This window comes from Scardovia wiggsiae F0424 (assembly GCF_000269605.1).
GTDB lineage: Bacteria > Actinomycetota > Actinomycetes > Actinomycetales > Bifidobacteriaceae > Scardovia > Scardovia wiggsiae.
Window position 1 is genome coordinate 727,607 of the sequence record NZ_AKCI01000001.1, and the last position, 14,349, is coordinate 741,955.

Consider the following 14,349-nt stretch of genomic DNA (forward strand, 5'->3'; position numbering starts at 1 on the left):
TTATATGGCAGAAAAAACATACCGTGAATTCGACCCATGGCGGGTTTCCCCCATACGTGAAGAAAAACGCGAGGAAGTCCTTTCCACACACTATTTCGATATTGACCGTGTAAGCCTGAGCAGCACTGAGATAGGCCATTTTGAACGGTATATACTGCGCGAGAATGATGGGGATACCATATGCGTCCTGCCTATTACCGATAACGAAGAAGTCATCCTGATTGAGCAGTACCGCGTGCCTAACCATTCATGGACGCTTGAGCTCCCAGCCGGGCATGCCACTGAGCAGGGGCAGCATCCCGAAGATATTGCTGCCCTGAAGCTTGAGGAAGAGGCAGGATACCGGGCACAGGATTATGCCCAGGTTGTCCGGTTTGTGAATACCCCGAGCTTCTCAACACAGCATACGATCATCTACAGGGCTACCGGCCTGGCCGAAGTCCGGCGCGGTACTCTCGGGCCGGAATCCCCCTCCTCCGCAGCACGGGCGATCCCTCTGGATAAGGCATATGAGCTGGCTCTTAACGGTACTATCGTTGATGCGAAGTCAATAATCGGGATACTGAACGAATACACACGGCGCCACAATACCGCCGCCTGAGACCCAGCACCAGGATGTTCTGGCTGCTTGTGAAATAAATCACATACAGGGAATCTTGCTCGCTTGTAGCCATGATAAGCGTCCCTTCCCTGCACTGGGGAAACCGACACAAAACCTGCACCCCGGATTGTCCCTACCGCCTTATTTTGTAAGGTTTAAGGTGTATCCTGCTAGGTATGGCCAGCTCTCAGAATAACACTAAAAAGCCTGGTCCGAAGAAAGGAAGAAAGCTCAGGGCTATATCCATAGCGGTAATTGCAGCTCTTCTTCTCGCACTCTTCGGCGGCGGCTATGCGGCTTTTGCATACTATCGGAACCGTGTTGCCCCGGGAGTAACCCTTGGGACACGGGATATCTCAGGCCAGACAAGGGAGCAGGTCGCCGAAACCATACAGGACATGGCCGGCAGAACAACGCTGACGGTAACTGCAGACGGGGCTGTTGCGAAGAAGCTGTCCCTGGAGGATATAGGTGTTAAAGTCGATATCGCTAAAACAGTAGATGCCGTTTTCAGCGCAAAGGACGGATCATCTTTCTCCCGGCTCAACCCTTTCACCCAAAAGAATATATCGCTTGTTGCCCGCAGCGATGATGCTGCTGTCCAAAACCATCTTGCTGACGCTCTTGCCAATAACGACGGAGCCCAGGAGCCGAGGGTGGAATATGACAGCTCGGCAGGGAAATTCGTATCGTTCGGCGGAAAAAGCGGGAAAACCGTCCCCCTGGATGAAGTACAGAATGCCGTGTCAAAGATGCTGGCCCATCCCGGCGAAAATACGTATGCCCATATACAGCTTGACCCCGCCAAGCCGCTGGTCCCCGATGAAGCTGCCCGCACTGCAGCGCAGCAGGCGAATACACGTATCTTCTCAAGAATCAGTATTTCCAACGGATCGAAAAAAACATACACTATCTCCTCAGCAACACTGGCATCCTGGATATCCTTCAGCCTCAACCGGCCGCATAAAACCATAGATCTCACCTATGATGAAGGGGCCGCCCGCCGGTTCCTGAAAACAGCCCTCCCCAAAGCCCTCAACCAGGCAAAAGTTGACCAGACCCAGAATGTCAGCAGCACAGGAAGGGTCATTTCAGTCGTTGCCCGCGGTACTGATGGTGTTGCTGTTACCGATACTGATAAAACATCTGCCGAGGTCATCACCAGCCTGCGTGAGGGGCGCAGCGCGACCCTCACAGCATCTGCAGAGGTAACGAAATTCGCCGTCAAGAACCGGGTATTGCGGTACGATGCCGCAGATGGGGATCCCTGGGCACTGGTAGACCTCAGCCGTCAGCAGATGTATGCATATAAAGGCACTACACTCGTCCAAACTTTCAATGTTTCTACAGGCAAACCAGATACCCCTACACATGCAGGGACATATTTCGTAGCTTCAAAGCTGCCTCTGCAGACGATGCGCGGCGACGACTATGTTACACCGGACGTCCAGTGGATAAGCTATTTCCACGGCGGAGAAGGCTTCCATTCGGCCCCATGGAATATAAACGGGATTGCCCGGGGTGTACCTAAATCCCACGGCTGCGTCAATATGAACCCCGCAGAAGCCAAATGGCTTTATGATTTCCTCCCCCGCGGAGCAATGGTCAAGGTCATCGGCTCGACCCCTTCAGGCCCGGTCAGATAACACTCTGCCTATATAAAAGTTATACAAAAGGCGGGGCAGCCCATCAGCTGCCCCGCCTTTGCTGAAATCAATCCAGATCAGGATCAATCCTCATGGCCAATTACATGGACATACACGGAATCAGTGGATCCTGCCTCAGTAGCAGCCGGTGAGCAAGAAACAACAACGATGGTATCGCCATCTTTGACTTTGCCGGTATCCTTAACAGCCTCATCTGCAAGCTGCATCAGTTCAGCACGGGTAAGCCCATGGTAATCCCTGCCAAGCTGGATGCCCTGGGTACCCCAGCTCAGGTTCAGGAAGGACTTCGTGTGGACATCAGTAGTCAGGCCGAAAATCGGGGCCTGAGGGCGCTCTGCAGAAATACGGTGTACAGTGGCGCCGGTACGGGTGAATGCCACAATAGCATCCACATCAAGCTTGGAAGCAAGCTCTACGGCGGAATGCGCTACGGCGGACGAAACCGTATAATGCTCATCCCTGATGCCGGGGATACGGTCATACCCGTGCTCAGTGGCATAGGAAGAAATACGGCTCATCGTGTCAACAGTAACAACAGGATAGTCGCCTACAGCCGTTTCATTCGATGTCATAGTTGCATCTGCACCGTCGAGCACCGCATTAGCGCAGTCGGATGCCTCAGCACGTGTCGGTACCGGGCTGTGGACCATGGAACCGAGGACTTCAGTAGCGACGATAACCGGCTTGCCGTAGTTGCGGGAAAGCTCAATGCAGCGCTTCGTGATCAGCGGTACCTGTTCAAAAGGCATCTCCACAGCCATATCGCCGCGGGCAACCATGATACCGTCGAATGCCTTGACGATCTCTTCCAGGTTCTCAACGGCCTGGGGCTTCTCGATCTTCGCAATCACCGGGACGCGGCGGCCTTCTTCATCCATGATGGCATGGGCGCGGTCGATATCAGATGCAAAACGTACAAATGACATGGCGATAAGGTCTGCACCGGTCCGGATACCCCAACGCAGGTCTTCCTCGTCTTTTTCTGTAAGCGCCGGGATAGAAACCGCAACGCCGGGAAGGTTGATCCCCTTGTGCGAGGACACAGGACCGGCAACGATAACCTTAGTATGGACATCATTGCCTTCTACCCGGGTCACTTCAAGGCGTACTTTCCCGTCATCGATAAGGATAGGGTCCCCGGGGTTGCAGTCAGCGGGAAGGCCTTTGAAAGTAGTGGAAACACGGTCTTTGTTCCCCGTTATATCATCTGTAGTAATAACGAATTCCTGGCCTTCGTCAAGCTGGACCTTATCTTCGCCTTCAGCATCCTTTTCAATCCAGCCGCAGCGGATCTTCGGCCCTTGAAGGTCCACGAGTACAGCTACATCCTTACCTGCTGCGCGGCCAGCTTCACGGATATTGTTATAAATAGCCACATGCTCATCAAAAGTCCCGTGGGAACGGTTGATGCGCGCTACATCCATCCCCGCTTTAACGAGTTCGGTCAATGTCTCCAGTGACGAAGTAGCTGGTCCGATAGTATCAACAATCTTTGCTTTTCGCATGAATGCCTGCCTATTTCTTGTAATTGTAATTAAATATGGACGGGAAGTTCCCGTATTCACAACATCTCTTATTTTATAGGTAAGTTGCGACGCTTTGGGGGTCCCGGAAACGCCATGCGGGCAGCCTTCCGTATCCGCTTCCCACGCAGGCGGCGCACACGAGCTGCCTACCCTTTTTTCCCAGTCCCGGGCACACGTGCCTTCATAAGGCTGGCCGCTGCAGCAGTTCCCAGGGAAACGATGATAACAGCCAGAGAAGCCCATGTAGGGATATCCGGTATGGACGATATCCCCTTCCCCCCGTTGATAAACGGCAATGTGTTGCCGCGAAGGGCTTCCATGATCAGTTTGATGCCGATAAACCCTAAAACTACAGACAGCCCTATGGGCAGGTAGACCAGCCTGTCCAGAAGCGACCCCAGGAGGAAATACAGCTGCTGCAGTCCCAGGAGAGCAAAAACATTGGTTGTGAAAACGATAAAAGGGTCCTTCGTCAGACCGAAAATCGCAGGGATAGAATCAAACGCAAACATGACATCTGTTGTCCCGATAGCGATAAACACAATAAGCATAGGGGTAAAATACCGTACTCCGCCCTTTACCGTACGGAGCCTGCGTCCATCATACTCATCAGTGAGCTTCATAACTTTGCGCAGAAACCTGATAAGCCTGTTCTCCTTATACTCATCGTCGCCGCTGTCACCGTGAAGAAGCGAGACAGCTGTATAGATCAGGAATACCCCGAAAAAGAGGAATACCCAGGTGAACCGTGTAACTATTGCCGCGCCAAGAAGGATAAAAATACCGCGCAGCACCAGTGCCAGCGTGATACCAACTCCCAGGACATATTTCTGCATCTGTCTGGGGACTGCAAAATTCGACATGATGATCACGAAAATAAACAGGTTATCGACACTCAGGGAATACTCGGTAAGCCAGCCTGAATAAAACTCCACTGCGGGTTTGGGTCCGGCGCATATCCATATCAGGCCGCCGAAGATAAGGGCAGCTGCAATGAAGAACCCTATATGCAGAAGGCATTCCTTCGTACTCGGGACATGCGGCTTCCGGCCTGTTACTATCAGATCTGCAGCAAAGAAAACCGCCAGGGCTGCAAGGGTGATGATCATAAAGGGGACTGGCGTTTCGCGCATACTTTCAGCATACGTGCATGCGGTGACGGCTGCAGGGGCATCAGCCCTGCATCATCTGGCGGAGCTCTTTCTTAAGGTCCTGTATTTCATCGCGGAGGCGGGCAGCCAGCTCAAACTGGAGCTGCTCAGCTGCCGTATGCATCTGGTCGCTCAGCTGCCCTATAAGATCAGCCAGGTCCTGCGCAGGAAGCCCGGCATCGATAAGCTGACGGCGTGCGGAAGATGCCTCATCACTGTCCAGTGAGGGCACCCCAAGATGGGAGTTGCCCGCCTTCCCTGAGTTGCGGTATCCGCTGTCAAGCAGTGTCTGGGTATCTATATCCTCTTTAGCAAGCATGTCATTGACATCGCTGATCTTCTTGATAAGCGGTGCCGGATCGATACCATGCCTGGCATTATAAGCCATCTGCACTTCACGGCGGCGGTCCGTCTCCTCGATAGCCTTGGACATTGCCTCGGTCTGATTGTCCGCGTACATGATCACGGTGCCGGATACGTTACGGGCAGCACGCCCGATAGTCTGGATCAGCGAACAGTAGGATCTCAGGAACCCCTCTTTATCGGCGTCAAGTATGGCGACCAGGGAAACTTCGGGAAGATCCAGGCCTTCACGCAGGAGGTTGATCCCCACGATAACATCGATCTTCCCTTCGCGCAGCTGGCGCAGCAGTTCCACCCGGCGTAAAGTATCAACGTCTGAATGCAGGTATTCGACTTTGATGTCACGGTCCAGGAAGTAGTCTGTAAGGTCTTCAGCCATTTTTTTGGTCAGCGTTGTGACGAGCACGCGCTCATGCCGGCTGATCCGTTCTTTTATTTCATAAAGGAGATCATCGATCTGGCCTTCTACGGGACGTACCTCTACTTTGGGGTCAAGCAGCCCTGTAGGGCGGATGATCTGTTCCACTACCCCATCGGAAAGGTTGAGCTCATAATCCCCCGGCGTTGCGGAAAGGTATACTGTCTGGCCTATATGGGTCAGGAATTCATCCCATTTCAGAGGGCGGTTATCCATAGCGCTGGGCAGCCGGAACCCATATTCGACAAGGGTGCGTTTACGGCTTGCATCGCCTTCATACATCGCCCCGATCTGCGGGACCGTCTGATGTGATTCATCAATAACAAGCAGGAAATCTTCCGGGAAAAAATCAAGCAGTGTATGGGGAGGCGTGCCGGGATCCCTGCCATCAAAATGCCTTGAATAATTCTCAACCCCGGCACAGGTCCCTACCTGGGAAAGCATTTCCAGATCATATGTAGTACGCATCTCCAGACGCTGTGCTTCCAATAGCTTCCCCTGCTTCCTGAACTCGGCAACACGCCCGTCAAGCTCTTCCCTGATAGTCCTGATCGCGCGGTTGAGCCTGTCCGTTCCGGCAACATAATGGGTTGCAGGGAAAATATGCACGCTCGTAACGTGTCCGATAAGGTCTCCGGTAAGGGGATGCAGGGTAGATATCCGGTCTATCTCATCGCCGAAGAATTCAATGCGGATAGCAAGCTCTTCATACACAGGGATGATTTCAACGGTATCCCCCCGGACACGGAATGTGCCACGGGTGAACGCAATATCATTACGCTTGTACTGCATGCTGACAAAGGTCCTGAGGAGCTCATCACGGTTGACAGTATCGCCTTCATGCAGGAGGAGCATCTGGGATGCGTATTCTTCAGGGGTACCCAGGCCGTAGATGCAGGAAACTGTTGATACGACTACACAGTCGCGCCTTGTAAGCAGGTTCGCTGTAGCTGCATGGCGGAGCCGTTCTACATTATCGTTGATTGAGGAATCTTTTTCAATGAAGGTATCGGTCTGCGGGACGTATGCTTCAGGCTGGTAATAGTCATAGTACGATACAAAATAGCTGACAGCATTATCCGGCATCAGTTCGCGGAATTCTGCGCACAGCTGCGCTGCCAGCGTCTTATTGGGTTCCAGGATCAGCGTCGGCCTCTGCAGCTTTTCAATAAGCCATGCTGTTGTGGCGGTTTTACCGGTGCCTGTAGCGCCCAGAAGGACGACATCGCTTTCCCCATCATTAAGCCGCTGCGCAAGCTCATCAATAGCTTCAGGCTGGTCGCCGGAAGGCTTATAGGGGGATTTGACCACAAAAGGCCTGTCCTCGCGCTGGATGAGTGAATCCAAAGTCCGTATCCGTGTATCTTCCGCCATATTCTTTTACGCATCCTCCGTGAAATCCGCTGCAGCTTTTTCCATTTTTCCGTAGCATTAATAGCTAGTGTAGCTCCGCACGCAGTATCACCGAGCGGGTTTCTCTGTAAGCGCCGTGATTATGGACTGTGCCTGGGCGCACATCCGGCCTATGGGCTGGTCAGCAGAAATAATATAATCGGCGTACCGTTCACGTTCCTGACGCGATGCCTGGGCACGGATACGGTCCTGCGCCTGGGCCTGCGTCATGCCGCGGGTACGGGCCATCCTCCGGATCCTTGTCCCATCGGATGCCTCTACGGTTATGATCACGTCCGGTACTATATGGTACTGCACCATATCCGGCAAAGATTCTATAAGCAGGGGTACATCATGGACAACGGCCGCGGCGCCCTGCCCCCTGGCTTCATCATCAAGCCTCCGGGCTTCCCTGAATACCAGCGGATGGATAATACCATTGAGCTTCCTGCGGTTCCCGGCGGCATTTTCGGAAGCACCGAATACCTGCCCGGCAAGCCATCTGCGGTTGAGCGACCCGTCAGGCGAACATGCCTCATCGCCGAATTCTTCGCAAATACGGCCCAGGCCCTTACTGCCCGGGGAAGCTGCATCATATGACAGCCGGTCATAGTCGATCACCGGGATGCCCTGCCGGCCCAGATACGTACTGATCGTAGATTTCCCTGCGGCTATGCCGCCTGTGAGGCCAATGCGGATCATATCATCATATTATAACGATTGTAAAGAAAGCATTATAAGAGGGCCTGCCATACCAGACAGGCCCCCCTTACTCATGTATGCCGTTATCCGTTATGCTCCCCGGCATGCAGGCCATACCAGGGAACCGCTAAAACGGGTTTTTATTTGTCTTCGCTGAGCAGCTGCTCACGCAGTGCAGCAAGCTGGTCATCAGCAGCAAGCGTCCCTTCGGACTCATCTGCGGAAGAATATGTGGTGGCTTCTTCCTGCCCCTTAGGCTCAGGTTCTGCCTGCCCGTCTTCAGCTGCAGATGCGGCTGCCGTTTCAAGTTCCCTGGCGGCGAAGACCTTATGCTCTTCCCACAGGTCATGGGCTGCAGCGTACTGGGACTCCCATTCTTCACGCTGCTTCTCATACCCTTCGAGCCACTCATTAGTCTCAGGGTCGAAACCTTCAGGATACTTGTAGTTGCCGTTTTCATCATACTCTGCCGGCATGCCGTACAGCGCAGGATCGAAGTCCTCCGAAGCCGGATCAACAGAGTCGTTGGCCTGCTTGAGGGACAGGGAAATACGGCGGCGGTCAAGGTCAACATCAATAACCTTGACGAACACGGTCTCACCCGGCTTAACAACAGTTTCCGGATTCTCAACATGGCGGTTGGCGAGTTCGGAAATATGGATAAGGCCTTCAATACCGTCATCCACGGAAACGAATACGCCGAACTGCACGATCTTGGTGATCTTGCCTTTAACGATCTGCCCGGGGACATGTGTACGGGCAAAATGCTGCCACGGATCTTCCTGGGTAGACTTCAGGGACAGTGAAATACGCTCACGGTCAAGATCCACATCAAGGACTTCAACCGTTACCTTATCGCCGACTTTAACAACTTCAGACGGATGGTCGATATGCTTCCATGACAGTTCAGAAACATGGATGAGGCCATCTACACCGCCAAGGTCAACGAATGCGCCGAAGTTGACAAGGGAGCTGATAGTCCCCTCACGGACCTGCCCCTTCTTAAGCTGCGACAGGAATGTCTCACGCACTTCAGACTGGGTCTCTTCAAGATACTCACGGCGGGACAGGACGACATTATTGCGGTTCTTGTCAAGCTCAAGTATTTTAGCCTGGATCTTCTGCCCGATATAAGGCGCCAGGTCACGTACACGGCGCATCTCAACGAGGGATGCGGGAAGGAAGCCGCGAAGGCCAATATCAACGATGAGGCCACCCTTAACAGCTTCAATAACGGTACCTTCAACAACACCGTCAGCTTCCTTGATTTTCTCTACATCGCCCCATGCACGCTCATACTGTGCACGCTTCTTGGAAAGGATAAGGCGTCCGTCCTTATCTTCCTTGGTAACGACCAGGGCTTCGATAGTATCGCCGACTTCGACAACGTCTTCAGGGGCGATATCTTTTTTGATGGAGAGTTCTTTTGAAGGGATAACACCTTCAGTCTTGTAGCCGATATCAAGGAGGACTTCGTCGTGATCAATCTTTACAACGGTCCCCTCAACGAGATCACCATCATCAAAGTTCTTGATAGTGGAATCGACTGCTTTGATGAAGTCGTCAACAGTACCAATATCATTAATCGCTACCTGTTCGACTTCTGTTTTATTATCTGTCATTGAATAAATTTCTTGTAGTCAGTGGATAAAATCGATATTCGGTTATGCCATGGGAAGCATCGGGAAAGGCATCCGCCTGCATAAAGCCGGCTGCGCTGTCTGCAAAACCTTCCATGACTGCATGCATACACTTATACACACGCCAGAGAGCAATACTACAGGAAGCTCTGGTCATTCACCGGTTCATGGATACCTTCTGCCGCCCTGGCGCAGCCAGTGACAGCCAGAGTAGAATCAGGCTTCCTGCATAATACGTTCAGCCATGTCAACAACATTGCTCAGCAGCATAGCCCGCGTCATGGGGCCTACTCCCCCGGGATTAGGGGTATAAGCGCTGGATATCGGGTAGCATTCAGGGTCGATATCCCCCTGGATACGCCATTTGCCGGCAGCCTCATCCCACACACGCGATACGCCGACATCTATAAGGACCGCACCAGGTTTGACCATCTGCGGTTTGACGAAATGGGCCTGTCCTGTAGCGGAAATAATGATATCCGCCTGGCGCAGCTTCGCCCCGATCCCCTCCGTCATGGAATGGCATAGCTGCACAGTAGCATCCACACCCCGCGTGGTCAGCAGCATCCCCATAGTACGGCCGATTGTGATCCCCCGTCCAAGGACGCAGACATCCTTGCCGCGCACATCAATATGGTACGTGTCCAGCAGCTCCAGGATGCCCCGGGGAGTGCACGGCATCGGTATATCTCTGATGCCGTTCGTATGGAGCACGAGCCGTCCAAGGTTGTAAGGGTGCATGCCGTCAGCATCCTTAAGAGGATCAACATGCTCAATAACAGTATCTGCATCCATTGAATCAGGCAGGGGAAGCTGCACTATGAAACCCGTACAGCTGCTGCTGGCGTTCAAACGGCTGATTGCGTCGATCACTTCGCCGGGCGATGCCGTTTCCGGCAGATCGATACGCAGGGATTCTATCCCGATCTCTGTGCAGTCACGATGCTTGCCTGCAACATACTTTATCGACCCCGGATCCTCCCCCACGAGGAGCGTCCCCAGGCCGGGGGTATACCCTCTGTCTTTCAAAGCCTGCACACGGGCTGACAGCTTGTCTTTGATCCGGGCGGCAGCAGCTTTCCCATCGAGTACTAGAGGCATGTCATATCCTTTTGTTTCCCATTTCCTAAACTCTACTTAGACAGCATAGCCTACTTTGCGGAACACCCGCTGCTGCGTCGTTTATCGTTACTGTACGCGACAATAGGGTAAAGTAGTAACCGGAAATCAGGCAGTATAATATAAGAACAGTATACTCATACTAAATATAAATGTGAGGCTAAGCATGGTACGCAGAGAAGCACAGTCGTCGGCAGGGATAGTATCAGCCCTGAAGTATATTATCGCCCTGTTCACTATGGCGTCACTACTGATGTCAGGCGCCTGCGGGGCATCGGGAAACAAAGGCCCGCTGCCGTCCGCTTCGAAAACATCAGGCACAGCAGCACTCAAAAAAGGCCCTATCCGCGTTGTTGCGTCAGTCAACCAGTGGGGCCTGCTGGCACAACAGCTTGGAGGGACACAGGTGCAGGTGACCTCTATCCTGAGGAATACTAATGTCGATGCCCACGACTTTTCCCCAACGAGCTCGGACATTTCAACGGTCACTAATGCGCAGATACTAGTAGTCAACGGTGCCGGATACGATTCCTGGGCTACGAAACCGTCAACCAAAGCCCTGTCAACAGTCAACGCTGCTTCTACTATCGGAGCTGAAGCCGGGGACAACCCGCACCTGTGGTTTTCCTCCGATGTCCGCGCAAAAGTGGCGCAGTCGATAAGGGATGCTTATATTTCTGCCCTCCCCTCGCAGAAGGATTATTTCACGAAGCTATACGACCAGTGGAAAACCAAAGAAGAGTCCCTGAAAAAAGTGATTGCCCGGTTCGCAAAAAAGTACAGCGGCAAACCTTATGCTGCCACCGAATCTGTGGCATATTACCTTATGGCAGACCTTGGCCTCAAAGATGCGACGCCTAAAGGGTATTCCACAGCTATGCAGAACGAAAGCGAACCGTCTGCGGCTGACCTGCAGTCGTTCCAGACCCTTATTGAACAGCATCGGGTAAGGCTTGTTATAAGCAATCCTCAGGAGGGGTCCGATGCCGTCAATATGGTCCTGGGGACGGCAGGGCGTGCTGATGTACCTGTTGTTGAAGTCACGGAACAGGTCCCCGATAAATATAAGACCCTTGATGAATGGATCACGGCTTTGACCGGCGATTTTACGAAAGCAATGGAGAGCTCCAAAAATAATGAAGTGCCGGATACAGCCGCTTCCGGGAATAATGCATGATCCGCAGCGCAGTTTCCAAAAACCCGGGAACTGTCAGGAAACCAGATCAGGACTATCAGGATTAGAGGCCTTATGCCAGTAACAGAACATCCGCCCATGACGCCTGCCGCATCCCCGGCGCCGGAAGACTGCATTATCTTCCAAGATGCGGGGATAGTACGCGGGAAAAAACTCATCTGGTCCCAGGGCAGTTTCTCCATACCGCGCGGTTCCGTGACCGCTATCGTCGGAACAAACGGCACCGGGAAAACCACTATGATCTCTGTGGAACTGGGGCTGCTCCCCCTGACCCGAGGATCGGTAAAAGTACTGGGGCTGCCTGCCGGAGCTGCTAACAGGTATATCGGATATGTCCCGCAGAATTATGATTCTGCAGGCGATATGAATATCACTGTCCGTGATTCCGTGCTGCTGGGGCTCACGGGAACAGTCTTTGGATGGCACCGTACCACAAAAGCTGAGAAGGACAAAGCATTTGAGGCAATTGATTATGTAGGGCTCAGCACTTATACAGGCCAGCGCCTTTCACAGCTGTCCGGTGGGCAGCGCCAGCGCGTCGCCATAGCACAGGCGCTTGTAGGCGATCCGCAGCTGCTTCTGCTGGATGAGCCTCTTGCAAACCTTGATATCTCAAGCCAAAGTTCCCTGATAGAATTGCTGGCGAAGCTTAACCGGGAACAGCATATTACCATCCAGGTAGTATCCCATGATCTTAATATGCTGCTGCCTATCCTTACAGGGGCGGTCTATCTGCTTGACGGGCATCCCCATTATTCCCCTCTTGACGGGATACTGAACTCCGATCTGCTTACACACCTTTACGGCACTAAAGTGGAAGTTATCGCAACACCGCAGGGCGATATGTTCGTTACCCACAACAGTTCCCTTGAACCGCCCAGCCGTACCCGCCATGACCTGCATACCAGCAGTGATGCCGCCCGCTTCCATACCGGGAAGCCGTGCAGCGTCGAAAAGACTGAAAAGGATGGGACGCATGACTGATACCATACTTTCCGCATATGCCGCAAACTGGATAGAGACCCTGCAGTCCCCGATGATGGTGAATGCCTTCCTGGCTGGTATCCTTATTGCACTGGCATCAGGGGCTATGGGGTATTTCACCATTTCCCGCCAGTCCACTTTTGCCGCCCATGCTCTGGCACATATCGGACTGCCCGGTGCAACCCTGGCAGCACTGATAGGCTGGCCTGTCCCCCTGGGGATGGGGCTTTTTGCAGTTGGCGGCGGGCTTGCTATCGGGTCACTGGGCAAAAAAGCAAACCAGAGGGAAATAGCTACAGGGACTGTACTGGCTTTTGCCACCGGGCTCGGACTGTTTTTCACACATTACTCGTCCAAGGCAACACAGCAGATGCAGAGCATACTGTTCGGATCTATCCTGACCATTACAAGCAGCGAACTCGTTGGGTTTGCACTGTTCGATGCGGTGCTCCTTATTGTTGTCAGCATCATATTCAGGCCTCTGCTGTTCAGTTCCGTTGACGAGCAGGTCGCACGGGCTAAAGGGGTCCCTATCGCCTTCCTAAATATAGTATTCATGGCCCTTATGGCGGGAGTCATCACAGTTGCCGTACCCGCAGTAGGCACGCTTCTGGTATTTGCCCTTGTTATTACTCCGGCAGCAGCAGCCAGCATACTGACAAAATCCGCTTTTAAGGCTATCGCTGCTGCCACCTTTATCTGCCTTGCCTGCATATGGCTGGGGCTGCTGGTATCGACGATTCTTGATACCCCGCCAAGCTTCATCATCGTAACGTTTAGCACACTCACCTGGCTGACAGCACAGGCTGTAGCAGGGATACGGTCAGACAGCTGAACAGAAAGTCAGGGAATATCAGATTTCAGGCAGGGAGCCGTTGCTGCTGTTAGGGCTGCTATCCGTATCGCTGCTGCTGTCTTCCCCACTCTTCTTAGTTTCAGCAGCAGCCTCACGCGCAGCCCTTGCAGCCTGTTTCGCAGCAATTTTTGCAGCGCGCTCCTCTTCTTCCAGCCTGTACAAAGTCTGGAATGCCGGCTCTTCAGGGGCTTCAGCATGATGCTTTTCATCCCCCGGTTCCGGATCCTGGTATCCTAAATTGACGTCCAGCAGACGCTGGGCTTCACTATCATCTATACCTTCGCTGAGAGCAATTTCAGAGGTCAGGACCCCTCTGGCCCGTGCAAGCATCCGTTTTTCGCCTGCAGACAATCCGTGGTCTTCATCGTCGCGCTGGGAAAGGTCCCTTACTACCTCAGCAATTTTATTGACGTCGCCTGTTGCAATTTTTTCAACATTAAGCTTATACCGGCGCGACCAGTTTGTTTTTTCTTCGACCACCGGGGTACGGAGTATCTCAAAGACCCGGGCTACTGCAACGCCGTTGACGACTTCCCGGACACCGACTTTTTCTACAGCATCGGCGGGGACACTGATCTCCAGTCCGTCCGATGAGAGTACGGCTAGACGGAGGTACTGGCGCGTGACCCCGCGAAGCGTGCGCTCCGTGATCCCTTCGATCCGCGCCGCCCCATGACGGGGGTAAACAACCGTATCGCCAATTTTATACTCCATCAAAAATGCCTCTCACGATAA

At 53.1% G+C, this 14,349-nt stretch carries 12 protein-coding genes; 5 read left to right on the forward strand and 7 right to left on the reverse strand.

The genetic code is table 11. The annotated features are described in order from the left end of the window. Positions 1–4 precede the first annotated feature (4 nt). Together HMPREF9156_RS0103285 and HMPREF9156_RS0103290 are read left to right on the forward strand one after the other, a co-directional pair. The gene (locus tag HMPREF9156_RS0103285) at positions 5–601 is read left to right on the forward strand and encodes an NUDIX domain-containing protein (protein ID WP_007147375.1); all 597 of its coding nucleotides are present in this window, start codon (positions 5–7) and stop codon (positions 599–601) included. A gap of 176 nt (positions 602–777) precedes the next feature. Then, positions 778–2,247 carry a L,D-transpeptidase gene (locus HMPREF9156_RS0103290; protein ID WP_007147376.1) on the forward strand — a complete coding sequence of 490 codons (1,470 nt, stop codon included), beginning with the start codon at positions 778–780 and terminating at the stop codon, positions 2,245–2,247. 83 nt (positions 2,248–2,330) lie between these two features. Here HMPREF9156_RS0103290 and pyk read toward each other — a convergent pair whose 3' ends face one another. From pyk to HMPREF9156_RS0103325, 6 genes are all read right to left on the reverse strand, one after another. Continuing rightward, positions 2,331–3,773 (reverse strand): pyruvate kinase, encoded by a 1,443-nt coding sequence (gene pyk / locus HMPREF9156_RS0103300; RefSeq protein ID WP_007147377.1) that lies wholly within the window; start codon positions 3,771–3,773, stop codon positions 2,331–2,333. 167 nt (positions 3,774–3,940) lie between these two features. After that, positions 3,941–4,927, reverse strand: coding sequence for a TerC family protein (locus tag HMPREF9156_RS0103305; protein ID WP_017147453.1), 987 nt, complete (start codon positions 4,925–4,927; stop codon positions 3,941–3,943). Between the two features lie 40 nt (positions 4,928–4,967). Further along, the gene (gene uvrB, locus HMPREF9156_RS0103310; RefSeq protein WP_007147379.1) at positions 4,968–7,100 is read right to left on the reverse strand and encodes an excinuclease ABC subunit UvrB; all 2,133 of its coding nucleotides are present in this window, start codon (positions 7,098–7,100) and stop codon (positions 4,968–4,970) included. A gap of 87 nt (positions 7,101–7,187) precedes the next feature. Continuing rightward, the gene (coaE, locus tag HMPREF9156_RS0103315) at positions 7,188–7,820 is read right to left on the reverse strand and encodes a dephospho-CoA kinase (RefSeq protein ID WP_007147380.1); all 633 of its coding nucleotides are present in this window, start codon (positions 7,818–7,820) and stop codon (positions 7,188–7,190) included. 140 nt (positions 7,821–7,960) lie between these two features. Continuing rightward, positions 7,961–9,442 (reverse strand): 30S ribosomal protein S1, encoded by a 1,482-nt coding sequence (gene rpsA, locus HMPREF9156_RS0103320; protein ID WP_007147381.1) that lies wholly within the window; start codon positions 9,440–9,442, stop codon positions 7,961–7,963. Positions 9,443–9,676: 234 nt separating this feature from the next. Continuing rightward, positions 9,677–10,561, reverse strand: coding sequence for a bifunctional methylenetetrahydrofolate dehydrogenase/methenyltetrahydrofolate cyclohydrolase (locus HMPREF9156_RS0103325; RefSeq protein WP_007147382.1), 885 nt, complete (start codon positions 10,559–10,561; stop codon positions 9,677–9,679). Positions 10,562–10,745: 184 nt separating this feature from the next. Here HMPREF9156_RS0103325 and HMPREF9156_RS0103330 point away from each other — a divergent pair, with 184 nt between their 5' ends. From HMPREF9156_RS0103330 to HMPREF9156_RS0103340, 3 genes are all read left to right on the forward strand, one after another. Further along, positions 10,746–11,756, forward strand: a complete 1,011-nt coding sequence (locus HMPREF9156_RS0103330; RefSeq protein WP_007147383.1) for a metal ABC transporter solute-binding protein, Zn/Mn family — start codon at positions 10,746–10,748, stop codon at positions 11,754–11,756. Positions 11,757–11,828: 72 nt separating this feature from the next. Continuing rightward, positions 11,829–12,758 carry a metal ABC transporter ATP-binding protein gene (locus tag HMPREF9156_RS0103335; protein ID WP_007147384.1) on the forward strand — a complete coding sequence of 310 codons (930 nt, stop codon included), beginning with the start codon at positions 11,829–11,831 and terminating at the stop codon, positions 12,756–12,758. Continuing rightward, a complete protein-coding gene (locus HMPREF9156_RS0103340; protein WP_007147385.1) occupies positions 12,751–13,593 on the forward strand; it encodes a metal ABC transporter permease in 843 nt (280 codons plus the stop codon). Before HMPREF9156_RS0103335 ends, HMPREF9156_RS0103340 begins: the two co-directional genes overlap by 8 nt. 18 nt (positions 13,594–13,611) lie before the next feature. Here the strand turns inward: HMPREF9156_RS0103340 and HMPREF9156_RS0103345 are convergent, their stop codons facing one another. Continuing rightward, complete coding sequence (locus HMPREF9156_RS0103345) at positions 13,612–14,328, reverse strand: CarD family transcriptional regulator (RefSeq protein WP_007147386.1); 717 nt, start codon at positions 14,326–14,328, stop codon at positions 13,612–13,614. Between the last annotated feature and the right edge of the window lie 21 nt (positions 14,329–14,349).